Genomic DNA, 24,429 nt, shown 5'->3' on the forward strand with positions numbered 1-24,429 from the left:
TGTGGTGGTCCAGAGCCGGGGCGTCGAACTCCATCCCCCAGAACTGGAGGACCTCGGGCACGAGCACCCGCGAGCGCAGCAGGTCGGGGTAGGCCTGCTCAAGGTTCACCTTGGAGTGCGTCGGCCCGCCGTGGTCGGTGCACATCACCCAGTTGAGACCGAAGTTCTTGGCCATGATCGCGTTGGTGACGATCGGGTAGACCGCGTCGGCACCCTTGTGGAACGTGGGCGGATTCGTCGACGTGTCGAACTCACCGCTGTACTCGGAGTGCACATGGTGATCACCGGCACGCCAAACGCGGGTGCGGGAGTCGTCGGACTTCCCGCGCCCGCGGTCCTCATCGTCGCTCGCCCACGCCGGGCCGCCGGTCAACAGCGGGCTCGCGGCCGCCAGCGTCGCCCCGACACCGGCGAACTTGACCAGCCGGCGCCGCGAGATCGCCGAGTACTCAGGATCTTCGCTGCTTCTGTCCTTCACGATGGAACCTCTCGTTCAACAACTCTGGGGGGCGATCATCGAGTCTCGAAGAGCAAACCGAACGCAACATGAACAAGGGCCGGGAGTGCGGAAAACAACGAACTCCGGCACGCGCACAGTCCATTCACCCGCACTGTCCAGCCTGGTTTTAAACCTTTAAGTAGATTAGTGTTCGGGTCCTGGCCTTCGTACGGTCGATCACCCGCCGGGGGTGGCGGCGGAGGCGCCGCCGGATCCACCGTGCCCGGGTGGAGCCGGAGAACAGCTGAGTTTGTTCCTCCGGTGGCGGGCTGTGGAGGAAGGAGCTCGCCTCTCGTGGCGTCCCACCGTCGTCCCAAGCAGTCGAACCACACGTACGCGACCGTTCTTTCGGTGACGGCCGCGGCGGCCGTCGCGGTGTCGGCGCAGTCGGCCTCCGCCGACCCGCTGCCCGACCCGAACAAGAAGGGTGTGCAGGCGCAGATCGACCGCCTGTACGAGGAGGCGACACAGGCCACGGAGAAGTACAACGGTGCGAAGGAGAAGGCCGACGGACTGCAGGAGCAGGTCGACGAACTCCAGGACGCCGCCGCCCGCAAGCAGGCGGACCTCAACGAGTTCCGCGACCGCCTCGGCTCGGTGGCCACCGCGCAGTACCGCAGCGGTGGCCTCGACCCGTCGCTCCAGCTCTTCCTCTCGGCCGACCCCGACGCCTATCTGGACAAGGTGTCCGACCTCGACCGGCTCAGCACCCAGCAGGCCGGCATGCTGGAGCGATTCCTGCGGCAGCAGCGTGAACTGAGTCAGCAGCGCAGCCAGGCCGCGACCAAGCTTCAGGACCTCAAGGACACCCGTAAGGAACTGGGCGGCAGGAAGAAGACGATCCAGGGCAAGCTGGCGGAGGCGCAGCGGCTCCTGAACACGCTGACGGCCGAGGAACGAGCCGAGCGGGCCGCCGAGGAGGAGCGGGCCAACCGGTCCAGCGAACGCGTTGATCTCGGCAATGAGGCCAGCGCGTCCCAGCGGACCGCCGCCGCGTTCAGCGCGGCCAAGAGCCGCGTCGGTATGCCCTACGTCTGGGGTGCGGCCGGGCCGAACTCCTTCGACTGTTCGGGGCTGACGTCGTGGGCGTTCCGCCAGGCCGGTGTGTCCATACCCCGTACCTCCCAGGCCCAGGCCAACGCCGGCACGCGCATCAATTCGTTGAGCGCGCTCCAGCCGGGCGATCTCATCATCATGCGCACCGACCTGAGCCATGTCGGCTTCTACGCGGGCAACGGCCAGATCCTGCACTCACCGAAGCCGGGGGCCCAGGTGCGGTACGAGTCGATCGCGAGGAGCGGCATGCCGTTCATGTGGGGCGTACGCATCAGCTGAGAGCCGTCCCGCCGCGTGACGGAGAGCCCCGCCGCGTGACGGCGAACCGTACAAGGCCGGGTCCACGCCGTCTCGGCACCCGCGTCTCAGCCCAGTCCGGGAGGACACGCGAGGAGAAGGGGGAGCAGCGGTGTCATGACAGAGGTCGCGGCCATGACACCGCGGAGGGCCGGGTGCGCACACCGCGTCGGCGCCAGAATCCGCCGGAGTCTGACGACCGCCGTAGGGCCGCCCGCGGACAGCGTGCCCCGAGGGGCGGCGCTTCCTGACGCCATTTCGAACATGGCCGCGGCCAGCACCCCATGCGGATAGCTGCGCAGCGCCCGGTCGTCGGCGGCCATCTCCAGCAGGAGCGGTATCTGCTCACGGAGATGCCGGGCGAGCGGTAGTCCGCGAAAGACCGTTGCGAAGGACTGGGCCGCGACGAGCACCAGGTGGTGGCGGCAGGCGATATGGGCCCGTTCATGTTCGACCACGGCGCCGAGTTCCGCGCTGGAGAGCAGCTCAACAGCCCTCGTGCTCAGGACGATCCTGGGGCGGCGGCCCGGCAGACAGTAAGCGGCCGGTACGCCGTGCTCGATCACCGTGGCACGCAATCCCGCCGACGGGCGGGCGACCTTGTCCAGGATCCTGCGGTGACCGTTGCGTGCCCCGCGTGCCCGCAACGCGTGGTAGGCGAAAGTCGCCACATGGGCTGTCACCACCATCGCCGAGGCGGCAATGCCGACGTGCTCCATCGTCCCCGCGTCGGGAGAATCGATCCCCAAGGCCACCCGGCACGAGTAGAGAATGCCGTGCAGGTGCGCGTTCGGGGTGGCGAGATGAAGTGCGACGAGAGCGACGCACAGGGAGAAGGAGGCCGCGAACGCGGTCCACACCGTCGCGGCGAGGGCGGGGGACCGATGTGGCCAACTGCTCCGCAGCATCACACGCGGGGCGACCCAGCCAACAGCGGCCGCGTACCCGAGGAGGGCGGGAGCGGCGTTCATTCGACGGGACGGTCGGTGGTCCTGAGCGCCTCGCGCAACGCGGCCACTTCCTCGTCGGTCATCCGCTCGACGAAGTACGCGAGAGCGGCCGGCCGGTCCTCGCTGGCTCCCAACGCGTCCTCCATGAGGGCCGCCGAGTACGCCTCTCGGCTGCGCACCGGCGTGTAGAGCCAGGCACGGCCCTGCTTCTCCCGGATGAGCCACCCTTTGTTGTAGAGGATCGTCGCCACGGTCATCACGGTCGAATAGGCCGCCGGGCGGCGTGTGTTGATGTCATCGACGACTTCACGGACCGTGGCGGGTCTGCCCCACTTCCAGAGGCAGTCCAGGATCTCGGCCTCCAGCTCCCCCAACCACCGCATGCCTCGTGTGTCCTCTCCGCCACCGCCACCGCCTCCGTGCCACCGGCCATGATAGACGTGGTCGCGGTCGACACGGCCTTGGCCGCCGCCCCAGGTCAGCCGGCGGGCAGCGAGTAGGCCAGCGAGATGTTGAGCGAGGTGGCGAAGGTCAGGTACATCAGCCACACCCCGGTGACGATATGGAAGAACCCGAGCGCCAGTTCGCCGGGATTCTTCGCCGTGGGCTTTTCATCGGCGGTGCCCACGGCCGGTTCGCGAACCCCGATCCGGAAGCTGGCGAAGATCTCGCTGAGATAGACCCCGGTCAGGCCGGCGAACAGCACGCCCAGCGGCCAGGCGCCGACGGAGAAGAAGACCACCATGCCCAGTACCGAGATAATGACGAAGGCGATCGACATGAGTCCGTTCGGACGGACGTCATTGCCCTGATATCGGTTCCAGCCCATCGCGAACCAGTGGATTCCGTACGCCGAGAACGCCAGTGCCGCCGTATAGAGGGCCGGTTCCTTCAGCGACTCGAACCAGAGGAGGGCGACGAACATATAGACGCCCGTGACGAACTGGCAGAAGCCGGGGAGCCAGATTCCCCAGACACCGGTCGACCGGTCGACCGAGAGATTCCTCTTCGGGAATCGGAAGAGTTCCTGCGGTCCGTATATGAGATAGCCGGTCCCGAGACCGAAGAATCCCAGCACCACCGGTGCGTACGTGGTCGTGGCGAACGAGATCATCGCGACTCCTCTTTCGGGGGAAAGCCAGGTTGATTCCGAGGACACTTCGCGCCCGGCGGTCACGCGGACGAACGGGACGCGGCTGCCTGTCGGGGAGGAGAGGGTTCGAGGCGGATGACGATCCCTTTGGACGTGGGGGTGTTGCTGATCTCCGCGACGCTGTCCAGGGGCACCAGCACATTCGTCTCCGGGTAATACGCGGCGGCGCACCCCCGCGCCGTCGGGTACGAGACGAGGCGAAAACCGTCCGCGCGCCGCTCGACGCTGTCGTGCCACACACCGACGAGGTCGACCAGAGCGCCGTCGGTGAGTCCGAGTGCCCGGAGGTCGGCCGGGTTGACGAGCACGACGCGTCTGGATCCGTGGATACCGCGATAGCGGTCGTTCAGTGTGTACGGGATGGTGTTCCACTGGTCATGGGAACGCAGGTTCTGGAGGAGCAGGTGTCCGTCGGGGACGTGCGGCATCTGGAACTCGTTCGCGGTGAAGAGCGCCTTGCCGCTCGGGGTCGGGAACACCCCTTCGTTCACCGGATTGGGGAGTCCGAAGCCTCCGGGCTTGACCACCCGCTCGTTGAAGTTCTCGAACCCCGGTACGACATGGGCGATCCGCTGCCGGATGAGGTTGTAATCGGCCTCGAATTGGTCCCAGGGCACGTCCACCGAGTCGCCGAGGGTACGGCGGGCGAGTTGGCTGAGGATGGCCACCTCGCTGAGCAGCGTTCTGGAAGCGGGTTCGAGGCGTCCATGCGAGGCGTGCACCTGACTCATCGAGTCCTCGACGGTGACGAACTGCTCGCCGCCCGCCTGTCTGTCCTTCTCGCTGCGGCCCAAGGTCGGAAGAATGAGCGCGATTTCTCCGCAGACCGTGTGGGAGCGGTTCAGCTTGGTCGAGATGTGCGCCGTGAGCCGGCACCGGCGCATCGCGCTCTCGGTGATTGCGCTGTCGGGCGTCGCCCGTACGAAGTTTCCGGCCAGACCGAGAAAGATCTTGGCGCGGCCGTCGCGCATGGCCCGGATGGAATCCACCGTGTCCCAGCCGTGCTCGGCCGGCGGGGTGAACGAGAATTCGCGGCCCAGCGCGTCCATGAATTCCCGCGGCATCTTCTCCCAGATGCCCATGGTGCGGTCTCCCTGGACATTGCTGTGGCCGCGCACCGGGCACACGCCGGCGCGAGGGGTCCCGATATTTCCGCGCAGCAACAGGAAATTGACGATCTCCCGGATCGTGGGAACGGCATGCTTGTGCTGGGTCAGGCCCATCGCCCAGCAGACGACGATCCGTTCACTGCCCAGTACCAGGTCGCGCAGTTTCTCGATCTCCGCGCGCGTGAGTCCGGTGGCCGTGAGGACGTCCTTCCACGACAGTTGTCGCAGATGTGCGCCGAACTCGGTGAAGCCGCTGGTGTGGTTTTCGATGAACTCGTGGTCGAGCACCGTACCCGGACGGGCGTCCTCGGCCTCGAGCAGCAGCAGATTCAGCGCCTGGAAGAGGGCGAGATCGCCGCCGAGGCGGATATGGAGGAACTGGTCGGCGATCTGTGTGCCCCGGCCGATCACACCGCGGGGTTTCTGCGGGTACTTGAACCGGATGAGACCTGCCTCGGGCAGCGGATTCACCGCGACGATACGTCCGCCGTTGCGTTTGGTCTGCTCCAGCGCGGTGAGCATGCGCGGGTGGTTGCTGCCGGGATTCTGGCCCACCAGGAACACCAGATCGGAGTGGTGGATGTCCCGGAGGCTCACATCCCCCTTGCCGACGCCCAGAGTCTCCTTCAGCGCGGCACCGCTCGACTCGTGGCACATGTTGGAACAGTCGGGCAGATTGTTGGTGCCGAAGGCGCGCGCGAACAACTGGAATACGAACGCCGCCTCATTGCCAGCTCTCCCCGAGGTGTAGAAGATGGCCTCGTCCGGGGAGCTCAACTGCCGCAGCTCCTCGGCGAGCAGACCCAGCGCCTCGCTCCACGTGATCGGTTCGTAGTGGTCAGAACCGACATGCTTCACCATGGGCTCGGTGAGCCGACCCTGCTGGTTGAGCCATAGATCCGACTTCCCGGCGAGCTCACCGATCGCATACTTTTCGAAGAACGCGGCCGTGATCCGTCGTGACGTGGCCTCGTCGTTGACGTGCTTGGCACCGTTCTCGCAGTACTCGTTCCGTGTACGGTGCCCCGGCGCGGGATCCGGCCACGCGCAGCCCGGACAGTCGAACCCCTCGGTCTGATTGATGTTCAGCAGGGTCAGGGCGGCGCGCCGCGGCGAGGTCTCCTCCAGTGAGTACTCCATCGCATGCACAATCGCGGGCACACCGGTGGCCCAGGTCTTCGGTGGGGTGATGCGCGGCTTGTCGCCGCCGGGATCGCCGACCGGTGGTTTCCTCGTCACAAGTCTCAGCCTTTCGCTCGATCCGCACATCAGGTCCACACACGCATCAGGTCCACGCACGCACCAGGTCCACCCACATCAGGTCCACGCGCTCCGGTTCAGCGGCACCACCGCACTCACCACACCGCACTCAGCCCGTGGGCCACGTGGGAACCCGTGGCGATTCCTCGGCGGGGTCCGGCCGTACCCGTCCGGAGCGGATTTCGCCGCGCCAGCCGCCGGTCTCCCGTCCGTGACCCTCGATGAACTCCTTGAAGCACTCCATCCCCCGGTGGACCCGGCGCTGTGCGACGTGGAGGGCGTTTTCGGTCTTCGCGATCACTCCGGACGCTTCGAGGTCCAGCCGCAGGCTGACTCGCGTACGCTCGGGGCCGAGGGATTCGAAGACGACCGTGCCCTCGTGCCGGGGCTCGGTCAGCGTGCGCCAGGTCAGGCGCTCGTCAAGCCGCTGCTCCACGATCTCCACGTCGAACTCATGGGTGACCGCGCCGACTCGGGTGACCCAGTGAGCCAGGGAGCGCTGGGGCTGATCGATGCGCTCCACCCCTTCCAGGAAGCGGGGGAAGCTCTCGAACTGCGTCCACTGGTTGTAGGCCGTCCGGACGGGAACATCGACGTCGATGGACTTCTCGATGATGCTCATGCTGGCCTGGCCTCTACTGCGCGTCACAGGGCGGATCGCGTCCTCACCAGGAGTTTTTCCGTCATGAGGATCAGGAATTCTCATTAAATACCGGGACAGATCGATACGCATGTCGTACGCGGCGCTACGGTCCGTACGCGGCACCACGGCCCGTCGGACCGGCCCGGCCGCTCCGTTTGGCGCGGCGGGCTCGCGCCGGCGGAACGAGGAGGTCGACACGGCGCTCGTCGGCCGGCCGACGACCCGCGCCCCGGTCGCCGTACCGTCGTCTACTTCGGCCCGCTCACCGGCGGCGAGGACGCCGAAGACCCGGTGCGCGGCGGCACACTGCGGAGCCGCGCGGCATCGCGTCGGCACAGCGGCACATCAACCATGTCGCCCTCGCCCGGGACGCGTTGCGCTATCTCGCCGAAGGCGTCGACCAGGCCTGGTGGATCACCGGCGGACGTGACGACCGGCGCACGACCTGGGGGCCGGTTACGGGCAAGGAGTCCCCTGCCCGTAACCGGCCCCCATCTCGCGGCCCCCGGCCCCCGGCTCAGCGAGCGCAGCTCAGAGCGGACAGATCGACCGCGTCGGCCATCGCCTGCATACCCTTGTCGTTCGGGTGGAGATGGTCGCCGCCGTCGAAGAACGGCAGGATCCGCTGGTGGTCGTAGGAGCTGCGCGTGATCCTGTCGAAATCCGTCACGGCGTCGAACGCGCCGCTGTTCCTGATCCAGTCGTTGACACCCTGGCGTACGGCCTCGCCCTCGGCGTCGTACTCGGACCAGCCCTTGAACGGCATGACGGTCGCGCCGACGACACACTTCCCCGCGGCGTGCACCCGGTCGATGATCTGCCGGTAGCCGGCGATCAGATCGTCCACCGTGACACCGGTGTGCGCCTTGATGTCATTGATGCCCTCGAACAGGAAGACCGTGCTGACCCCGGGCTGGGAGAGCACATCACGCTCCAGTCTGTTCAGCGCGGACTCCCCGGCCCCGTCCGCGAGGACCTTGTTGCCCGAGATGCCCTCGTTCGCGACCCCTTTCACCGTGCTGCCGGACGCGGCCTGGAGCCGCCGGGACAGATAGTCGGGCCAGCGGCGGTTCTGGTCCGTGGACGAGGCCCATCCGTCGGTGATGGAGTCACCGAGGGTCACCACCGCGCCGGTCTTCGCGGAGGTCTCCACGCTGACGGCGTCCAGCCAGTACCAGGAGCCCATCGGATCGGTCCAGTTGGCCTCGCCCTCCTCCGCGGCGTGATCGCCGACGGCGGCGTAGTTGGTCTGCATGGCCATGCCGTGACCGGTCGTCGGCCCCAGCGCACCCGTCACATAGAGACTGACGACCAGATCGCTTCCGGCGGCCAGCCTCCCGGGCAGGGGATCGCTGAGCACGGTCTCACCGGCCGGTACGGTGACGGACGCGGCCCCGCCGAACGTCAGCGGCCGGTTCGAGCCGCGGACCAGCTCGGCTCCCTGCTTCCGCAGCCCCGCGTAGGCGCTCGCGAAGGTGACCGGGTGGTCGCCGAAGGCGTTGGAGAGCCGGATACGCAGGTCCGTACCGCCGACGCTGGTGCGTACGAGCAGCCGGTAGCTGCGGTCGGCGGGGCCCGCGCCCTGCTTCTCCGCGCTGGCGCCCCAGGTCACCACGGTGTGCGTGCTCTGCCCGGCCGCCTGTGCCGCTTGCGCCGACGCCCGTGCCGCTTGCGCCGCGTGTGCCGCCGGGGTGGCGGTCAGCGCTCCGCAGACCGCCATGACCAGCGCGCACACGACACCCACCGCCCGGCGCCCGGACGCGGACCGTACCCACCGACCCCTCGGGTCGACCCTCATCCGAGGTTCCGCAGGGTGACGGACTCACCGGGCTTGAGGCTGATCTCGCGCGTCGTGCCTCCGGCGACGACGGTCGTGCCACGCCCACCCACGCTCTTCAGCGTCGCGCGGGTGACCTTGCCGTTCTGCCAGCTGACGTCGGCGACGAAGCCGCCCCGGACGCCCACACCGGACACCGAGCCGGAGGCCGCCCAGGCGTCGGGCAGCGCGGGCAGCAGCTCGATGTGCCCCGGTCGCGAGTAGACCAGCATCTCGATGATCGCGGCGGCCGTGCCGAAGTTCGCGTCGATCTGGAAGATGCCACGCCCCTGCTCGACCTCGTAGATGTCGAAGAGGTTCATCGCGCTGCCGTTGCTGCCGTTGGCCGACGGCCTGAGATTGTTGACGAGGAGCTGGTACGCCTTCTCGGCGTCCTTCAGCCGCGCCCAGCACAGGCCGCGCCAGGCGTTGGCCCAGCCGAAGCTGTTCATGCCGCGCGCGTCGAGAAGGGCCGTCGCGCCGTCGACGATGTCCTTCGGCGTCGAGCCGTCGGGGCGGATCCTGTCACCGGGGAAGAGCCCGATGAGCGGCGAGAGATGCCGGTGTGTGGTCTCGCCGAGGTTGTCGGGCGACATCCACTCCTGCAGCCAGCCGGACGTGGGGCTGACCTCGGGCAGGTACAGGCGCTCACGCAGACCATCGATGGTCTTTCCGTAGCCGGTGTCCTTGCCGAGCACCTCGGTCACGGTGCGGTAGTTGCCGAAGAGGCTCCACATCAGTTCCTGGGCGTAGGTGATGCCCTTGGCGTCCTGGGGGCCGTGCTCGGGCGACCAGTCGCTGTCCGCGATCAGGACCTCGCGCGAGGTTCCGGACGCGTCGGTGACGGTCGTGGTGATGAGGCGGGCCTCCCAGAACTCCACGGCGCCCTTGATGAGCGGGTAGATCTTCGCGAGGTAGGCACGGTCCTGGGTGTACTCGTAGTGTTCGAACAGGCTCTGGCAGAGCCAGGCGTTGCCGGCCGGGTGCCACCACCAGCCGCTTCCGCCGTAGGGGTTGGTGGAGAACGCCACGGCCCACCCGGCGATCTTGCCGCTGGAGTTGCGGAACCTGTTGGTCGAGGTGTTGAACAGCCGCTGCGTGACGTCCGTCCAGCAGGGCAGCTGCGCGAGGCAGTAGTCCGCGAAGGCGTCGAAGCAGCCGCTCAGGCCTGCCCGGTCGGCCATCCAGTAGTTCATCTGGATGTTGATGTCGGTGTGGTAGTCGCCCATCCAGTCCGGGTCGTTGCCGTCCAGCCACAGGCCCTGGAGGTTGAGCGGCAGGCTGCCCCGCGATCCGGAGACCATCAGATAGCGGCCGAACTGGAGGTACGCGGCTTCGAGTTCCGGATCGGGGACATTGTCCCGGTCGCGTGCCCGTACCCGCTCCCACGTGTCGAGTTCACGCTGTGCGGCGGACGAGGCGCCGAGGTCGATGCCGAGTTGTCCGAACACCTCGCGGAAGTCGGCGACATGGGTGCGCAGCAGGCTGTCCGCCGAGTGGCCGGCCGCGTCGAGGACCTTGGTCCTGGCCAGGCGCTCCGGCTCCAGGGACGGGTCGCGGAAACCCGCGGCGGCGTCGGGCGCGTAGTTGGTGCCACCGCTGACGACGACGGTGAGGTCCTGGCAGCCGCTGAAGGTGATCGACGTACCGTCCACCCGGACCGTGCCGGTCCTGCTGTGGGCGGTGACGGCCGCCCCGTACTTCAGGCCATTGGCGAAGGAGGCGCCGAACGACGCGTAGCGCCGGGCGCTGTTGGCGGTGGTGGACTCGCCGTGCGTGCCGGAGAGCGAGATGGTGCCGGTGTACGCGCCGCCGCCGCGCTGGGAGAAGTACAGGACGATGGCGTCGTCGGGACGGCTGGCGAAGATCTGCCGCCGGTAGGTGACACCGGAGAGGTCGTACGAGGTGGTGACCAGGCCCTGGGCCAGGTCGAGGGTGCGGCGGTAGTTGTGTACGCGGCCCAGGTCGTGGTCCGGGAGGGCGACGGTGAGTTCGGCGAGCAGGGTGAAGGAGCCGAAGTCCTCGCGACCGTAGGGGAATTGGCCGTCGCTCTGGAGTGTGTCGTTGAGTCCGCCGGTCCACAGCGTGGCGTCGGTGATCAGCAGGAGCTCGGCGGCGGGGTCGTTGCTCGCGAGCGCCCCGAGGCGTCCGTTCCCGACCGGCAGCCCCTGCTCGATCATCGAGTTGGAGGAGCCCGGAGCCTGCCACCACAGCTGGTTCTTCGCGGCGTCGGCCGCGGACAGCATGGGCGACTCGGTGGGGCGGAGAGGGGCCGCCGAGGCGGAGAAGGCGGGCAGACCACCGAGCGCGGTGGCCGCGCCGGCGGCGGCGGTGAGAGCGAGGAAGCCTCTGCGGCTGGGGCTGCTGGGGCGGTTGTCGGGGGAGGGGGTGTGCGGGATGTCCACGGGTGTGCACTCCATATCCGGGGAAACGCGCAGGCGGGAACGACGGCTGCGGACCGTCGGTGTGACGTCGGGAGATCACTCGGTGGGCGTGTGGATGTGGGGGAGTTCGGGTGGGTGAGCGCGTGGGCCTGGGCGGTGCCGGGGGACCGGGTGGGGGCCGGTCCACCCGGTGCCGGGCCCGGGTCGTGTCACCGGGCCCGGCGTGATCCGGACGAGACTTCTGAAACACGCCCCAGGTCAGACGGAGCGCGGTACGTCGATCCTGTCGAGGTCGGGCGCGTATCCGCTACCGCTGTCGAACGTGACGGTGTTGGTGCCCGCCTTCAGGGCCAGCTGGACGCTGACGGTCTTCGCGGTGCCCCAGTCGCCGGTGGAGGGGAACTTCAGACTTGTGCCGTTACCGCTGTTGGAGGAGACGGTCACCGAGCGCGCGTCGCCACTGACATAGGCGACCCGGACGGTGTAGATCCCGTCCTTCTTCACGGTGACGTCGTTGAACCTCAGCTTGCCGCCGGTGTAGAGGTTGCCGACCTTCTGGCCACCGGAGCAGGCGTCGCATCCGGCGATGGAGGCGTTGCCCGTCAGGGTGTTCGCCGCGGCTTCGGCCTCGTAACCGGTGGTGGGCAGTGTCTCGCCGCCGGGCTTGACGGTGAACAGCCGCGAGCCGTGTGCGGGCAGGGCCGCGGTGATCCTGTTCTTGTGGGGCCCGAGGTTCTCCTTGTTCCACAGGTCGCGCACGGAGGCGTTGCCGGTGAAGCCGAAGGCTGCCCAGTGGGCGGTGACGGAGGCCGGCGAGTCGCCGAGGTTGAACAGGGCGACGGTGTAGCTGCCGTCGGAGTTCTCGGTGCCCCAGACCTGCTGGTCGCCCATCGGGGTGACCGGACGTGCCACGGGCGAGTCGCTCTGGTCGACGGCGATGACTTCGCGGTTGGTCAGCAGCGAGACCCCGTAACTGTCCAGCTTGGTGAGGTCGTCACCGGTGTAGAGGGGCGACTTGTTGATGGCCCACAGGGTCATATAGCTCTGCCGTTCGGCCTTGGTGAGGCCGTCCATCTCCCCGTTGCCGACATCGATCGCGTCGAGGTCGTTCCAGCCTCCCGGACCCGCCTTGTCGCTCCACGCGGGGGCGTCGTCCCACCGGTCGTTGACCGAGTTCTCCCAGGTGACGAGGGTGTTGCAGTAGCACTCGATGTCAGTGTCGATGCGCCAGCCGTTGGAGTACCGCTTCCAGTCGGCGGCATGGCCGATGTCGAGCGACCAGGAGAGCTGGAGGTGGATCGGGCGCCCGGTGGCGGCGATGGCCTTCTGCCAGGCGGCGACGTCGGCGACATTGTTGTAGTTGTCACCGGACTTGAACGAGCCGGGGCCCACGCCGTCCAGCTTGAGGAAGTCGTAGCCCCAGTCGGCGAACAGCTGGGCCTGCGAGTCGATGTACTTCTGCGCGCACGGGTTGGCGAAGTCCAGCTTGTAGGAGCTGTCCCAGCCGTTGGTGGTCCGCAGATCCGGGTGGACGATATCGGCGGTGGTGCAGCCGGGGGCGTTCCAGATCGGCACCTTGCCGTCGCCGTACGCCTCCTTCTCCAGGCCGACGGGCAGGTAGATGCCCGCCTTGAGGCCCTTGGAATGGATGTGGTCCGCGACCGGCTTCATGCCGCGGGGGAACCGGACCGGGTCGTTCGTCTGCCGCCCGTACTCGTCGAACCCGGGCTTCCAGTCGTTGTCGCGCCACCAGCCGGCGTCGATGTTGACGCGGTCGTAGCCGTATTTCTTCAGCTTGGAGGCGAGGGCGTCCGTCTGCTTCAGGACGTTGGCCTCGGTGAGATAGCTGTAATCGCCGTCCGGGTTCAGCCCCGGGTACTTGGAGGACTGCATGCTCCAACTGGACCAGCCCATATAGGGCTTGGCGGCGATGTCGGCGGCGTCCGCCGTGCTCGCGGCGGACGCGGCGGTGGTCGTCGCGGCGGCGGACGGTGCCGCCGCCGTGTCCCGGGCGGGAGCCGTGGCCTCGGCGGCGGGAACGGCCGTGGCGAGACCGGCGGTGACGGCCAGGACCAGTATGGCTCTCATGGTCCGGCGCGCGGAGCCGGTCCGGGCTGCCGGCGGGGCTGAGTACGAGGATGACCGCATGGGGTCGCACCTCCTGTTGTCGGGTCACGGGGATCGCGCGGGTGGAACCGGGCAGGGGACGTGCGTGCCTGACGGCGTGGGTCGGCCGGCCCCTCGCGGTACCGGTCGAGAGAGCGGGCCGGCGGTGCGCCGGGCGGCGGTTCAGCCCTTGCCCGAGCCGATGGTGAGTCCGCTGATGAACTGGCGCTGGAGCGCGAAGTAGACCAGCAGAGTCGGGATCGCGGTCAGCAGGGCGCCCGCCGCGATGAGGTTCGGGTTGGTGAAGTACTGACCCTCCAGATTGGCGAGGGCCGACGTGATCGGACGCTTGTCACCGGTCTCGATCAGCGCGAGGGACCAGAAGAAGTCGTTGTAGATCCAGATGGATTCCAGCGTCGCGAGCGCCGCGAACGCCGGGCGGCACAGCGGCAGCACGATCTGGAAGAACTGGCGCCACACCGGAGCGCCGTCGACGAGAGCGGCTTCGAAGATCTCCTTCGGGATCGTCTTCATGTAGTTGCTGAGTACGAAGGTGCAGAAGCCGCACTGGTAGGCGATGTGAATGAAGATGATGCCCCAGAGCGAGTTGTAGACGAGCAGGGAATCGCTCATCCACGCCGGCAGCGGTATCAGCAGATACAGCTTGTACAGCGGCGTGATCAGCACCTGTGCGGGGATGAGGTTCCCCGCGGTGAAGAGGATCAGCAGCGCGATGTTCCAGCGGAAGTCGAACCGCGAGACGAAGAAGGCCACCGCCGCGGCGAACAACAGGGTGCCGAGGACCGCCGGAATGGTGATGAGCACCGAGTTCCAGAAGAAGCGCGGCATCCCGGACTGGCTCCAGGCGTCCGCGAAGTTCTGCAGACCGATGCTGCGCGGCCAGGACAGATAGCCGTGCTGCGTGGTGTCGGAGTAGGGCCGCAGGGAGGTGTAGACGGCCCAGAGCAGCGGGACGAGCCACAGCAGCGCGATGCCGCTGAGCATGAGGTGCCGTCCCGTCTGCCGCTTCGGCCCCCGGGGAGCCTCGGTGGTACGGGGGAGCGGGGTGCGTGACCGGGGGGCCGGTGGCGTGACGGTCGCGGTCACTGGTCCTCCTTGCGGAAAGTCTGGAAGAGGAAGGCCCCGATCGCCGCGAGGGAGACGAGGAGCAGGATGACCGCGAGGGCGGACCCGTATCCGATATGGCTGGACTCACCGATGATGTTGTCGGTGATGAGGAGGGACAGCAGCTCCATGCCGGGTTTGCTGCCGGTACCGCCGCCGAGTACGTAGACGATGTCGAAGGCGCGCAGGGACTCCATGACGGTGACGACCACGACGATGATGTTGACCGGCTTCATGGCCGGCAGCACCACCCGCAGGAAGGTCTGGCGTCCATTGGCGCCGTCGAGCGCGGCGGCCTCCTTCAGGGCCGGGTCGAAGCCCTTGAGCCCCGCCAGGTAGAGAATCATGATGTAGCCGGCGTGCCGCCAGCCGGACGCGACCAGCACGGCCCAGAGGTTGAGGTTCGGATCGCCCAGCCAGTCGATGTGGTGGCCGGGTGATACGGCGCCGATCACCCCGTTCAGCAGCCCGTTGTCCGGGTTGTAGATGATCTCCCACATAAAGCCGACGACGGCCAGGGACAGCACCATCGGCATGAAGATGGCCGTCTGGTAGATCCGGGTGAAGCGGATCTTCCGGTCCAGCTGGTAGGCGAGGAAGACCCCGAACGGGGCGGGCAGCAGCACCGTGAACAGCAGCCAGATCACGTTGTGTTGCACGGCCGGCCAGAACGGCGGGTAGTTGGTGAAGATCTGGAGGTAGTTGTCCAGCCCGACCCAGTGGATGTCGGACAGGTAGAGGCCGTCCCAGCTGGTGAAGGACAGACCGATGGAGGCCAGCGCCGGCAGCCACACGAAGACCAGCAGGGCGATCAGCGGGATGCCGACGACCACCGTCAGAAAGAGGCGGTCACCAGGACCGAGCCGGCGAGGGCGGGGGTGTGCGCGCGACGGGGACCGGCGCGCGGTACGCACGGAGGACATGGTGGAACCTCTCCGGTGGGATCAGGCCGTGAAGAAGCGCGAGCGCTGCGACTCGATCTTCTTCAGCAGGGCCGAACCGTCGTCCGGGTGGTTCAGCCACTCGGTGAAGCCGGGCTCGACCACCGTGGAGATGAACCCCGGGTCGCTGTCGCGGTCCCCGAACTGGGTGATGTGCTTGGCGCCCGCGATGAGTGCGGCCGACTTCTTCTGGAGCGCGTTGTACGAGCTGGTGTCGGCGCCGGAGTTGACCGCGACATTGCTCGGGTCGACGCCCATGTAGAGGTTCTCGGCCTTGGCGCCGCCGAGGAATTCGAGGAACTTCCTCGCGGCGTCCGGGTTCTTCGGCCTGCGGCTGAGCATGAAGCCGTCGGTGGGCGCCTCGACCGTGTCCTGACCGTACGCCGGGTCGATCTCCGGGAACGGGAAGAAGTCGATGTCGGAGCGCAGGGATTCATCGGTGATCTGCTGGCCGAGGAAGAGGCCGATGATCGCCATGCCGGACTTCTTGTCGAGCAGCGACTGCGCGGCATCCTGCCAGGAACGGCCGCCCGCGCCCTTCTGGTAGTACGGGGTGAGCTCGCGCCACAGGTCGATGGCCCTGGCGGTGCGCTTGTCGGTCCAGGAGACCTGGCCCCGCATCAGGGACATGTGGAAGTCGTAGCCGTTGGCGCGCAGGTTGAGATAGTCGAAGGCGCCGAGGATGCTCCAGATGTCGCCGCCGCCGTAGCCGGAGGCGATGGGGGAGAGGCCGTCCTTCCTCATCTGCTTGGCCAGCGCCGTGAACTGACTCCATGTCACGGGTATCTCGTAGCCGTACTGCTGGAAGACGCTCTTACGGTAGAAGACGGCCCACGGGTAGTTGTAGAGCGGGACGAAGTAGTACTTGCCGTCCTCACCCTTGGACAGTTGCTTGGCGGCGTCGCTGAAGCCGGCGCCTATCGTCTCCCACACGTCGTCGATGGGGCTGGCGAGGCGCTTCTTGGCGAAGTACTGCATGCGGTAGCCGGCGAACCAGGTGAAGACATCGTCCGGGGTGCCCTGGAGATAGGTGGAGATGCTCTTCTGGAACGTGTCGTGGTCGACGGTGTTCGTCTTGACCGCGAGCTTGCTGTCCTTCTCGAAGGCGTCCGTCACCGCGGCGTACGCCTTCTTCGGTGTGGCGTCCGCGCCGTTCGAGCCGAAGGTCACCGTCTTCGGGTCGGACGCGGCCCCTCCGCCGCAGGCGGCGAGGGCGGGCATGGCCAGGGCGGCGGCCCCGACACCGAACAGCCCCTGGACCACCCTTCTGCGGTGTGGACCCACGGAGGTCCGGGGGGTGCGGCTCTGCAGCGTCATCGCTACTCCTATTGCGTGTCTGATCCGATGAAGGACTGGATCGCGGTGGCCGCGGCCCCGCGCGCCCACTCCTCGAAGGGCAGCGGACGTGTCATCACGTCGCACTGCGCGGCGGTGCCGAAGGCGGACGCGGCGAACGCGTCGCGGATGCCCTCGGCGAACAGGTCGTACGCGGCCAGGCCCTCGCCGGAGATGATCACTCGTTCCGGACCGAGGACATTGACCACCGAGCCGATGGCCCTGCCGATGGCCTCGCCGGCCCGTGCGTAGACCTCACGGACCCCGGGGTCGCCGCCGTGGGCCAGTTCCAGCGCCTCGGCCGCGGTGGTCACGGGCCTGCCCGTGGCCTCCCGGACTCCGCGCAGGATCGCCGGGTCCGCCGCGATGGCCTCGACGCATCCGTTGTTGCCGCAGTGACAGGGCGGGCCGAGCGGGTCGATGGACAGATGTCCGATCTCGCCGGCCACGCCGTGCGCGCCCGACACCACCCGTCCATGCACCACCAGGCCACAGCCGATACCGGCGCCCACGGTCACCAGGGCGAAGTCGGAGAGCCCGACCCCGGCCCCGAACCACTGCTCGGCGACGGTCAGCGCCCGTACGTCGTTGTCGACCGTGACCGGCAGGCCGGTCGCGGTTCCGACGATCTCGGCGAGCGGGATGTCCCGCCATTCCAGGAAGGGCGAGTAGCGCACCACACCGTCCGCGCGGTCCACATCACCCGAGACGGCGATGCCCAGCCCCCGCACCCGCACACCGAAACCATCGGCCTCCAGGAGCAGTTCCCGCACCAGCGCGGTGAGGGAGGGGAGCACCGCCGCCGGCTCACGGTCCGTGAGCCGAACGTGCCGGGCGACCCGGATATGGCAGCACAAGTCGGCCAGGACGGCGATGATCTCGTCGCCCGTCACCTTGATCCCGATGAACAGCGCCCGGCCCGCGTCGACCCGTACCAGGTTGGCCGGACGTCCGAGAGCGGGCGGCGCGCTTTCGTCCACCCCTTCGACCAGATACCCGACCTCCATCAGCGGGCGCACCGCCTTGGTGACCGCGGCCGGGGACAGCCGGGCCCGCCGCGCTATCTCGGCCCGGGTGAGCGGGCCGTGGGACAGCACGGTCGTGAAGACCAGGGAAGCGGCCGGCGTCGATGCCGGGACCACTTCGTGAGGAGTGGTTGAGCGCATGGCCGGAAAGGTAGGGTGATTCTTTTCTGCTGTCAATGAAAGAAGCAGACCTCATGTGAAGAACCTTCTGTGAGTACCCTCAACCTGCAAAAGAAAGATCCTGTGGTGGTGTTGACAGTCGATCGAAGGAGAGGTTGGCTGCTCACCTCTCCTGTGGCGCTAACTGAACGCGAGGATCAATGTCTCTGATCTCCTTCGCCCCGGCCTCCGGGGTCTGGCTGCTCTCCACCGCGCGCACCTCCTACGCGCTGCGGGTCGATGAGACGGGAGCGCCCTGCCACCTCGCGTGGGGACCGCGGCTGACCCTCGCGGCGGCCGCGCAACTCGTGCCTCCGCCGGCCACGGAGATCAGTAGTTTCGAGGGCCGGCCGGCGGTCGGCGAGGAGTTGCCCGTCGACGGAGGGGCGCGCTACGGAGCGCCCTCCCTGCGGGTACGGTTCGCCGACGGCACCCGCGCCTTCGAGTGGCAGTACGTGGGCCACCGCACCAGCGAACCGGCGCCGGGAACAGCCGAGTTGGCATGGGAGTTCCGCGACCGCCACTACCCGCTGGCGGTCACCCTGCACTACCGCGTCCACGAGGACACCGATGTCATCGAGCGCTGGACCGTGCTGCGCAACACCGGCGGGGAACCGCTCTCACTGGCCCGCGCGGACTCCGCCGCCTGGACGCTGCCGCCGCGCGACGACTACCGGATCAGCCATGTCACCGGACAGTGGTCGGCGGAGGGCGCGCTCCACCGGGAGCCGGTACCGCACGGCGAGACCGTGCTCACCAGCCGGCGCGGTATCACCAGCCACCACGCGAACCCATGGCTGATGCTGGACGCCGGCGACGCCACCGAGGACCGGGGTGAGGTGTGGAGCGCGGCCCTGGCCTGGAGCGGAAGCTGGCACGTCACCGTGCAGCGCACCTCCGACGGACGTACGGCCTTCACCGGCGGAGCCGGACATGACGGGGCGTCACTTCCGCTCGGTCCCGGCGAGGAGTACGTGACCCCGCGCTACGCGGCCGTGTACACGGACGGCGGCTTCGGCGCGGCCAGCCGCGCCTGGCACGCGTACATCCTGGCCCATGTGCTGCCGCACCCCGAGGAGTCGCGCCCCGTACTGTTCAACTCCTGGGAGGCCACCGGCTTCGAGGTCGACGAGGCCGGGCAGAAGGCGCTGGCGGCGCGGGCCGCGGAGCTCGGAGTGGAGCTCTACGTCGTCGACGACGGCTGGTACGGCGGGCGCCGCGACGACACGGCCGGACTCGGCGACTGGGTGCCGGCGGTCAAGGGCTTCCCCGCCGGGCTCACCCCGCTGATCGAGGAGGTCCACCGGCTCGGTATGCGCTTCGGCCTGTGGGTGGAGCCCGAAATGGTCAACCCGGACAGCGACCTGTACCGCGCGCATCCGGACTGGGTACTGCACTTCCCGCACCGCACCCGCACCGAGCTGCGCAACCAGCTGGTGCTGAACTTCGCCCGGGACGATGTGGCCGAGTGGGCGTACGGCTGGCTGACGCGGCTGGTCGCGGAGAACGGGATCGACTTCCTCAAGTGGGACATGAACCGCGCCTTCAGCGAGGCCGGCTGGCCCGGCCGCGAGGACGGCGCGGACGTGTTGTGGACGCGGTACACACACAACCTGTACAAGGTCATCGACCGGCTGCGCGCGGACCACCCGGGGCTGCGGATCGAAACGTGCAGCGGGGGCGGGGGCCGTGTCGACCTGGGCATCCTCTCCCGTACGGACCAGGCGTGGCCCTCCGACAACACCGACGCGGCGGACCGCGTCTCGATCCAGCACGGTTTCGGCCAGATCTACCCGGCACGGACGATGGCGGCCTGGGTGACGGACGTGCCCAACCAGCTCACCGGCCGCTCGGTGCCGCTGCGTTACCGCTTCCATGTCGCGATGGCGGGGGTGCTGGCGGTGGGCGGCGATCTCGCGCGCTGGACGGCGGCCGAGCGCGCCGAGGGCGCCGAGTGGGTGGCGGAGTACAAGAAGGTCCGCCATATCGTGCAGCACGGCATCCTGCACCGGCTGCGCGGTCCCGTCGACGACGCGCCGTCCGCCGTGCAGTACACCACCACGGACCGGCGGGAGGTGTTCGTGCTGGTCTGGCAGCGGGCACCGCGCCACGGCACCCCGCGCCCCGCCCTCAGGCTCGCGGGCCTGGACCCCACCGCACGCTACCGGGACGCCCGTACCGGCGCCGTGCATCACGCGTCGGTGCTGACCGGGTACGGGATCACGCCCGAACTGCCGGCCGGGGACTGGGCGAGCACGTCCCTGCATCTGATCAGGGTGGACGAGGAGGCGTAGGGGAGAGGGGCCCCGGGCGGCAGGGGCTCCGGCGGCGGGGCCCGACGGCCGGTGCCGGAGCTCGCCGCCGGAGCCGGACCCGACGCGGTCGGCGCCCGGTCCTGGGGCTCGTGAGCGTGTCCGCCACGGCCCACGCCCCGCTCTGCGTTGTGCGTGACGCACGACGGGGGCCGCCCGGCACGCGGCCGGACGGCCCCCGAGATCTTCATCGGGCTACGCGACGCTGTCCCGGAGGTCAGCAGTAGAGGTTGGCGCCAGGAGTGGTGCCGAGGATCGAGACGAAGCGCTGGTAGGCGTCGACCCGGCTCTGGACCTGGGCGGGGTTGCGCCCGTCACACTCCAGGGAACCGTTGATGCTGCGGATCGTCTGGCCGAAGCCGCGCTGGTTGACCATCGCGTTGTGCGGGGTCATGGTGCCGGGGCCGGACTGGGTGTTCCAGTACCAGAGGGCGGTCTTCCAGGCCACGGCCGCGTCGTTCTGCACGAGCCAGGGGTTGTTGAGCAGGTCGATGCCGAGCGCGTCACCGGCCGCCTTGTAGTTGAAGTTCCAGCTGAGCTGGATCGGGCCGCGACCGTAGTATGCCGCCTGGCCCGCCGGGCAGCCGTAGGGCTGGCCCCAGTCGCAGTAATGCGGGTAGTTGGCGGTGTTCTGCTCCACGACATGGACCAGGCCGCCGGTCTCGTGGTTGACGTTCGCGAGGAAGGCGGCCGCCTCCTGGCGCTGGACCGTGTCACTGCCGGTCTTGGCGAAGGCGGGGTAGGCGCCGAGGGCGGCGGTCAGACCGCTGTACGTGTAGAAGGGGTTCCGGCCGGGGAACATCTGGTTGAACTGGGCCTCGGAGACCACGAATCCGCCCGGACTCGGGTTGCCGCCGCCGGGGGCCGGAGCCGACCACTTCTGGTTCGTGGCGCCGGTGCAGGTCCAGATCTGCAACCTGGTTCCGTTGGCCGAGTTGTTGCCGGTGACATCGACGCACTTGTCGGCAGCGATGCTGACGATGTCCCGCGCGGCGGTCACGGCCCACCGCTGATTGGCGGCGCCGGTGCAGTCCCACAGCTGGAGCACGGCCCCGTTGGCGGTTGAATTGTTGGCGACATCGAGACACTTGCCGAGGGCGCGGATGGTGCCGTCCGAACCGACGTTCCACTGCTGGGCGCCGGAGCCGTTGCAGTCGTACAACTGCACGGCGGTGCCATTGGCGCTCGAAGCGGCCGCCACGTCGACGCACTTGCCCGCCAGTCCGCTGATCTGGCCGGTGGCGGCCGCGGCGGGAGAGGCGGGGAGCACGCTCAGCAGACCCACGACGAGCGAGCCGACGGCCGCGTACGCCGCCCTGCGGGTCATGGAGACGCGCCGCCGGGCGACCACGCGTCTCCAGTTGATTCTCATGCCCATGTCATACCTTTCGCGAGAAGCACACAAGTGGGGGAGCTGACAAGGGAGTTCAATACTTGATTCAAGGTGTGAGCGAAGCCCACGTCAAGGGCTTGGTATGGACCAATTGCAGTACCGCGCGACCGGTACGGGACCGGGCGGACGAGGCGACCCGCACGTGAGATCTTCGCCGGTGCGCGATCGGCGCGGCTCCGGGCTGTCGAGTCCTCACCGCGCTCCCCCCTCACCCCGTATCCCTCCTCGCCGGACGTCATGGGCCGCGCCTCCACGGCATGCGTGTGCCGACGGCACACCATGAGCAATCGAGGTCGTTCCGGGACGAACGGGAGAGAGCGGAGGCGGGGCGAGGTGGATGGGTGGCAGCCGGTACTGGTTCTCCTCGCGGTGGTCGTGGCCGGTCTGGCGGCGCTGTACGGACTGGCAGCATGGCTGGCCGTCGACCGAACCCCGCTGGAATCAGGTCCGTTCGCCGGTGGACTGCCCGCCGAGGAACACGCGTTCTCGCGATTCCATGTGCGCTGGTACCCCGTCACCATGATCTTTCTGGCCTTCGACATGGAGATGCTCTTCATGTACCCGTGGGTCAAGGTGGTGTCGCGGGTCGGGGCGAGCGCCGTCATCGAGATGTTCCTGTTTCTCGGAGTTCTCTTCGCCGGGGTGGCCTATGCCTGGCGCGAGGGGGCCTTCCGATGGACCTGAGAGTCGCTCTGCGGCGTACCGCCATGAAGCGTCCCGCCGTCTTCCTCGTGACCTGGCCGGGAGCGACCGGGACCCGGCTTGGTGTCGAGGCGGAGCTCAGGCGCCGGGGGTGGCCGGTGATGGCCTCGCCCGCCGCCGCCGACGGGCTGGTGGTCTGCGGGGCCCCGGTGCCCGCCCGCGCACGGTGGCTGGACGATCTGGAACGCTCCGTACCGCGCCCGGCCGTCCGCGTCACCGTGACGGAGCCCGGTGACGCCGCCCGTCTGCTCGATGACGTACGGGCACGGCTATGGGCACAGCCGGGTACGGGAACGACACCGCGCCCCACCCGGCGCGAGCCCACGCCCCGAGGTGCTCACGGCCCGCGTACGCGCCCGGACGGCGACGGCCACGAGGGCCACGGCGGTCACGACGGGCACCACGGCCACGACACACACGCGATGTCCGAGGTGGCGGGTCTGCCCCTGGCCGAACGGGCCGACGACAGGGACGGGCTCCGGCTGGACCAGTTGCATGTGCCGCTGGGACCGGCACTCGCCGACTGGCCGGCCGGGCTGATCCTGCGCTGCGCGCTGCAAGGGGACATCGTCCAGCGGGCCGACGCCGGGCATCTCCCCGGGACGCCGCACGGCGCGCCGTTCTGGCCCGCACCCTGGCTGCGGGCCGCCCGCGGTGCGCACATCACGCGCGGGACCGCCGCCCGCCGCCGGTGCGCGGCCCATCTCGACAGCCTCGGCAGACTGCTCGCCGTCGTCGGATGGGCTGATCCCGCCGCCCGCTCCCGGCGCCTCCGGGACGAGGTGCTGGCAGGCCCGGACCCCGCGCGTACGACCGCGGAACTGCACCGCCTGGCCGGGAGGGTGGGGCGGTCCCGGCCCCTGCGGTGGCTCCTCACGGGACTCGGCCCGCTGCCCGCGGCTCGTGCGCGGGAACGGGGCGTGACGGGCCCGGCCCTCGCGGCCGACGGTGACGCCTATGCCCGCCTCCACCTCTGGCTGACGGAAATCGGCCGGGCCGTAGGGGACTTCGACGACACTCGGCCACTGGCCCCCGGCGACATGCGCGGACCGCGCGGTGACCTCGACGGGGACCGTCCGCCCTCGCGGGCGCTTCTCGATGTGCTGCCGGAGCTGCTCGCGGGGGCCGAATTCTGGTGCGCGCGGGTCATTCTGGCGAGCCTCGATCCCGATATCGACGAGGTGGCGGCCACACCGGCGGCGGGGACGGCCCATGTCTGAATCCGCGCCTCTGTGGGCCACCGTGGTCCTGCCCGCCGTGCTGGTGGCCGCGGCCGTCGTCACGGCCGGATTCGACGCGGCACTGACGGCCGGGGCGGAGCGGGGACGCGCGGCGACACCACGCGAATGGTGCGTTCGGGCGGCGGCGCCGGTGCGTGAGGGCTTGCGCCTCCTCGTACAGCAGCGGCGCCGGACGACGGCCGCGGACCTGGCGCTGGGCAGGACCGGGGTGGTGCTGGTGCCCGTGGCCGCCGTACTCGCGGGCGCGGTGCTGCCCTGGGGGTTTCGCGCCGTCAGCGATCCGAGCGTGGGCGTGGTGTGGTTCAACGCGATGGAGGCCCTCGCCTGGGCGGCGGTGTGGCTGGTGGGCTGGGGTCCCGACTCGGCGTTGTCACTGATCGGCGGATACCGCTTCCTCGCGCAGGGGCTGGCGTACGAGCTTCCGCATATGTTCGCCCTCACCACCGCGGCCCTGGGCGCCGAGTCCCTGCGGGTCGGCGATGTCGTCGCCGCTCAGGACGGGCTCTGGTTCGTGGTGTGGATGCCGGTCGCCTTCGTCGTCTATCTGCTGAGTGCCATGGCCATGTCGTTCTGGGGGCCGTTCGGCGGGCCGGTGGGACGGGACACGGCGGGCGGAGCGGCGATGGAGCTGTCGGGCGTGGACCGGCTGGTGTTCCTGGGCGGGCGGTGGCTGCTGCTCGTGGTGACGGCGGCCTTCAGCGTGCCGCTCTTCCTCGGCGGCGGACAGGGGCCGCTGCTGCCCGGCTGGGCGTGGACCGTTCTGAAGACCGCGGTGGTACTGGCCCTGCTGGTCGCGGGGCGCCGGCTGCTGCCGGTCCTGCGCATGGACCGGTACATGGGGCTCGCCTGGCTGGTGCTCGTACCGCTGACGCTTCTTCAGGCGCTCTTCGTGGCCGTGGTCGTGCTCGGCCGATGACAGAGCG

The 24,429-nt window shown here is 68.9% G+C and carries 19 protein-coding genes; 5 read left to right on the top strand and 14 right to left on the bottom strand.

Translation table 11 applies throughout. The annotated features are described in order from the left end of the window. A partial coding sequence (locus ACIRQP_RS19215) for a twin-arginine translocation signal domain-containing protein (protein WP_403891213.1) occupies positions 1-478 on the bottom strand: 478 nt, incomplete at its 3' end. 315 nt (positions 479-793) lie between these two features. On the opposite strand from ACIRQP_RS19215, the gene ACIRQP_RS19220 reads away from it, so the two are divergent. After that, the gene (locus ACIRQP_RS19220; protein ID WP_403891215.1) at positions 794-1,834 is read left to right on the top strand and encodes an NlpC/P60 family protein; all 1,041 of its coding nucleotides are present in this window, start codon (positions 794-796) and stop codon (positions 1,832-1,834) included. 86 nt (positions 1,835-1,920) lie between these two features. On the opposite strand, the gene ACIRQP_RS19225 is transcribed toward ACIRQP_RS19220, so the two are convergent. The 12 genes from ACIRQP_RS19225 to ACIRQP_RS19280 all read right to left on the bottom strand — a co-directional run bounded on the left by ACIRQP_RS19225 (position 1,921) and on the right by ACIRQP_RS19280 (position 17,840). Further along, a complete protein-coding gene (locus ACIRQP_RS19225; protein ID WP_403891218.1) occupies positions 1,921-2,823 on the bottom strand; it encodes a M56 family metallopeptidase in 903 nt (300 codons plus the stop codon). Next, positions 2,820-3,185: a BlaI/MecI/CopY family transcriptional regulator gene (locus tag ACIRQP_RS19230; protein ID WP_403891220.1), complete on the bottom strand. Its 366-nt coding sequence runs from the start codon at positions 3,183-3,185 to the stop codon at positions 2,820-2,822. Before ACIRQP_RS19230 ends, ACIRQP_RS19225 begins: the two co-directional genes overlap by 4 nt. A gap of 95 nt (positions 3,186-3,280) precedes the next feature. Further along, positions 3,281-3,916 carry a hypothetical protein gene (locus tag ACIRQP_RS19235; RefSeq protein ID WP_403891223.1) on the bottom strand — a complete coding sequence of 212 codons (636 nt, stop codon included), beginning with the start codon at positions 3,914-3,916 and terminating at the stop codon, positions 3,281-3,283. Positions 3,917-3,975: 59 nt separating this feature from the next. Continuing rightward, positions 3,976-6,333: an FdhF/YdeP family oxidoreductase gene (locus ACIRQP_RS19240; protein ID WP_403891597.1), complete on the bottom strand. Its 2,358-nt coding sequence runs from the start codon at positions 6,331-6,333 to the stop codon at positions 3,976-3,978. 100 nt (positions 6,334-6,433) lie between these two features. Next, the gene (locus ACIRQP_RS19245; RefSeq protein ID WP_403891226.1) at positions 6,434-6,946 is read right to left on the bottom strand and encodes an SRPBCC family protein; all 513 of its coding nucleotides are present in this window, start codon (positions 6,944-6,946) and stop codon (positions 6,434-6,436) included. A 538-nt stretch (positions 6,947-7,484) separates the two neighbouring features. Beyond that, the gene (locus ACIRQP_RS19250; RefSeq protein WP_403891229.1) at positions 7,485-8,765 is read right to left on the bottom strand and encodes an SGNH/GDSL hydrolase family protein; all 1,281 of its coding nucleotides are present in this window, start codon (positions 8,763-8,765) and stop codon (positions 7,485-7,487) included. After that, a complete protein-coding gene (locus ACIRQP_RS19255; RefSeq protein WP_403891232.1) occupies positions 8,762-11,203 on the bottom strand; it encodes a glycosyl hydrolase family 95 catalytic domain-containing protein in 2,442 nt (813 codons plus the stop codon). The genes ACIRQP_RS19250 and ACIRQP_RS19255 overlap by 4 nt, the downstream gene beginning before the upstream one ends. A gap of 222 nt (positions 11,204-11,425) precedes the next feature. Beyond that, the gene (locus ACIRQP_RS19260; protein WP_403891235.1) at positions 11,426-13,315 is read right to left on the bottom strand and encodes an alpha-galactosidase D; all 1,890 of its coding nucleotides are present in this window, start codon (positions 13,313-13,315) and stop codon (positions 11,426-11,428) included. Positions 13,316-13,456: 141 nt separating this feature from the next. Continuing rightward, positions 13,457-14,380 carry a carbohydrate ABC transporter permease gene (locus ACIRQP_RS19265; RefSeq protein WP_403891238.1) on the bottom strand — a complete coding sequence of 308 codons (924 nt, stop codon included), beginning with the start codon at positions 14,378-14,380 and terminating at the stop codon, positions 13,457-13,459. Then, positions 14,377-15,321 (bottom strand): carbohydrate ABC transporter permease, encoded by a 945-nt coding sequence (locus ACIRQP_RS19270; protein ID WP_403891240.1) that lies wholly within the window; start codon positions 15,319-15,321, stop codon positions 14,377-14,379. The genes ACIRQP_RS19265 and ACIRQP_RS19270 overlap by 4 nt, the downstream gene beginning before the upstream one ends. A gap of 21 nt (positions 15,322-15,342) precedes the next feature. Beyond that, on the bottom strand, positions 15,343-16,656 hold the full coding sequence (locus tag ACIRQP_RS19275) for an ABC transporter substrate-binding protein (RefSeq protein WP_403891243.1): 1,314 nt from the start codon (positions 16,654-16,656) through the stop codon (positions 15,343-15,345). Between the two features lie 8 nt (positions 16,657-16,664). Next, positions 16,665-17,840, bottom strand: a complete 1,176-nt coding sequence (locus ACIRQP_RS19280; protein WP_403891246.1) for an ROK family protein — start codon at positions 17,838-17,840, stop codon at positions 16,665-16,667. 179 nt (positions 17,841-18,019) lie between these two features. On the opposite strand from ACIRQP_RS19280, the gene ACIRQP_RS19285 reads away from it, so the two are divergent. Continuing rightward, the gene (locus ACIRQP_RS19285; protein WP_403891249.1) at positions 18,020-20,152 is read left to right on the top strand and encodes an alpha-galactosidase; all 2,133 of its coding nucleotides are present in this window, start codon (positions 18,020-18,022) and stop codon (positions 20,150-20,152) included. A gap of 235 nt (positions 20,153-20,387) precedes the next feature. Here ACIRQP_RS19285 and ACIRQP_RS19290 read toward each other — a convergent pair whose 3' ends face one another. Beyond that, positions 20,388-21,497, bottom strand: a complete 1,110-nt coding sequence (locus tag ACIRQP_RS19290) for a glycoside hydrolase family 19 protein (RefSeq protein WP_403891600.1) — start codon at positions 21,495-21,497, stop codon at positions 20,388-20,390. Positions 21,498-21,896: 399 nt separating this feature from the next. Between ACIRQP_RS19290 and ACIRQP_RS19295 the strand changes: the two genes are divergently transcribed. Genes ACIRQP_RS19295 through ACIRQP_RS19305 form a run of 3 tightly spaced genes read left to right on the top strand, consistent with a single transcriptional unit; the run spans position 21,897 to position 24,422 of the window. Further along, the gene (locus ACIRQP_RS19295) at positions 21,897-22,247 is read left to right on the top strand and encodes an NADH-quinone oxidoreductase subunit A (RefSeq protein WP_403891252.1); all 351 of its coding nucleotides are present in this window, start codon (positions 21,897-21,899) and stop codon (positions 22,245-22,247) included. Beyond that, positions 22,238-23,485 carry a hypothetical protein gene (locus tag ACIRQP_RS19300; RefSeq protein WP_403891256.1) on the top strand — a complete coding sequence of 416 codons (1,248 nt, stop codon included), beginning with the start codon at positions 22,238-22,240 and terminating at the stop codon, positions 23,483-23,485. Before ACIRQP_RS19295 ends, ACIRQP_RS19300 begins: the two co-directional genes overlap by 10 nt. Continuing rightward, on the top strand, positions 23,478-24,422 hold the full coding sequence (locus ACIRQP_RS19305; protein ID WP_403891259.1) for an NADH-quinone oxidoreductase subunit H: 945 nt from the start codon (positions 23,478-23,480) through the stop codon (positions 24,420-24,422). Before ACIRQP_RS19300 ends, ACIRQP_RS19305 begins: the two co-directional genes overlap by 8 nt. The last annotated feature ends 7 nt before the right edge of the window (positions 24,423-24,429 follow it).

Source organism: Streptomyces sp. NPDC102274, from assembly GCF_044766385.1.
Classification (GTDB): domain Bacteria; phylum Actinomycetota; class Actinomycetes; order Streptomycetales; family Streptomycetaceae; genus Streptomyces.

What these genes read in the sequence shown, in the direction of transcription:
- ACIRQP_RS19225 (WP_403891218.1), bottom strand. Translation starts at nt 2,823, where the DNA reads ATGAACGCCGCTCCCGCCCTCCTCGGGTACGCGGCCGCTGTTGGCTGG.
- ACIRQP_RS19230 (WP_403891220.1), bottom strand. Translation starts at nt 3,185, where the DNA reads ATGCGGTGGTTGGGGGAGCTGGAGGCCGAGATCCTGGACTGCCTCTGG.
- ACIRQP_RS19235 (WP_403891223.1), bottom strand. Translation starts at nt 3,916, where the DNA reads ATGATCTCGTTCGCCACGACCACGTACGCACCGGTGGTGCTGGGATTC.
- ACIRQP_RS19240 (WP_403891597.1), bottom strand. Translation starts at nt 6,333, where the DNA reads ATGTGCGGATCGAGCGAAAGGCTGAGACTTGTGACGAGGAAACCACCG.
- ACIRQP_RS19245 (WP_403891226.1), bottom strand. Translation starts at nt 6,946, where the DNA reads ATGAGCATCATCGAGAAGTCCATCGACGTCGATGTTCCCGTCCGGACG.
- ACIRQP_RS19250 (WP_403891229.1), bottom strand. Translation starts at nt 8,765, where the DNA reads ATGAGGGTCGACCCGAGGGGTCGGTGGGTACGGTCCGCGTCCGGGCGC.
- ACIRQP_RS19255 (WP_403891232.1), bottom strand. Translation starts at nt 11,203, where the DNA reads ATGGAGTGCACACCCGTGGACATCCCGCACACCCCCTCCCCCGACAAC.
- ACIRQP_RS19260 (WP_403891235.1), bottom strand. Translation starts at nt 13,315, where the DNA reads ATGCGGTCATCCTCGTACTCAGCCCCGCCGGCAGCCCGGACCGGCTCC.
- ACIRQP_RS19270 (WP_403891240.1), bottom strand. Translation starts at nt 15,321, where the DNA reads ATGTCCTCCGTGCGTACCGCGCGCCGGTCCCCGTCGCGCGCACACCCC.
- ACIRQP_RS19275 (WP_403891243.1), bottom strand. Translation starts at nt 16,656, where the DNA reads ATGACGCTGCAGAGCCGCACCCCCCGGACCTCCGTGGGTCCACACCGC.
- ACIRQP_RS19280 (WP_403891246.1), bottom strand. Translation starts at nt 17,840, where the DNA reads ATGCGCTCAACCACTCCTCACGAAGTGGTCCCGGCATCGACGCCGGCC.
- ACIRQP_RS19285 (WP_403891249.1), top strand. Translation starts at nt 18,020, where the DNA reads ATGTCTCTGATCTCCTTCGCCCCGGCCTCCGGGGTCTGGCTGCTCTCC.
- ACIRQP_RS19290 (WP_403891600.1), bottom strand. Translation starts at nt 21,497, where the DNA reads ATGACCCGCAGGGCGGCGTACGCGGCCGTCGGCTCGCTCGTCGTGGGT.
- ACIRQP_RS19300 (WP_403891256.1), top strand. Translation starts at nt 22,238, where the DNA reads ATGGACCTGAGAGTCGCTCTGCGGCGTACCGCCATGAAGCGTCCCGCC.
- ACIRQP_RS19305 (WP_403891259.1), top strand. Translation starts at nt 23,478, where the DNA reads ATGTCTGAATCCGCGCCTCTGTGGGCCACCGTGGTCCTGCCCGCCGTG.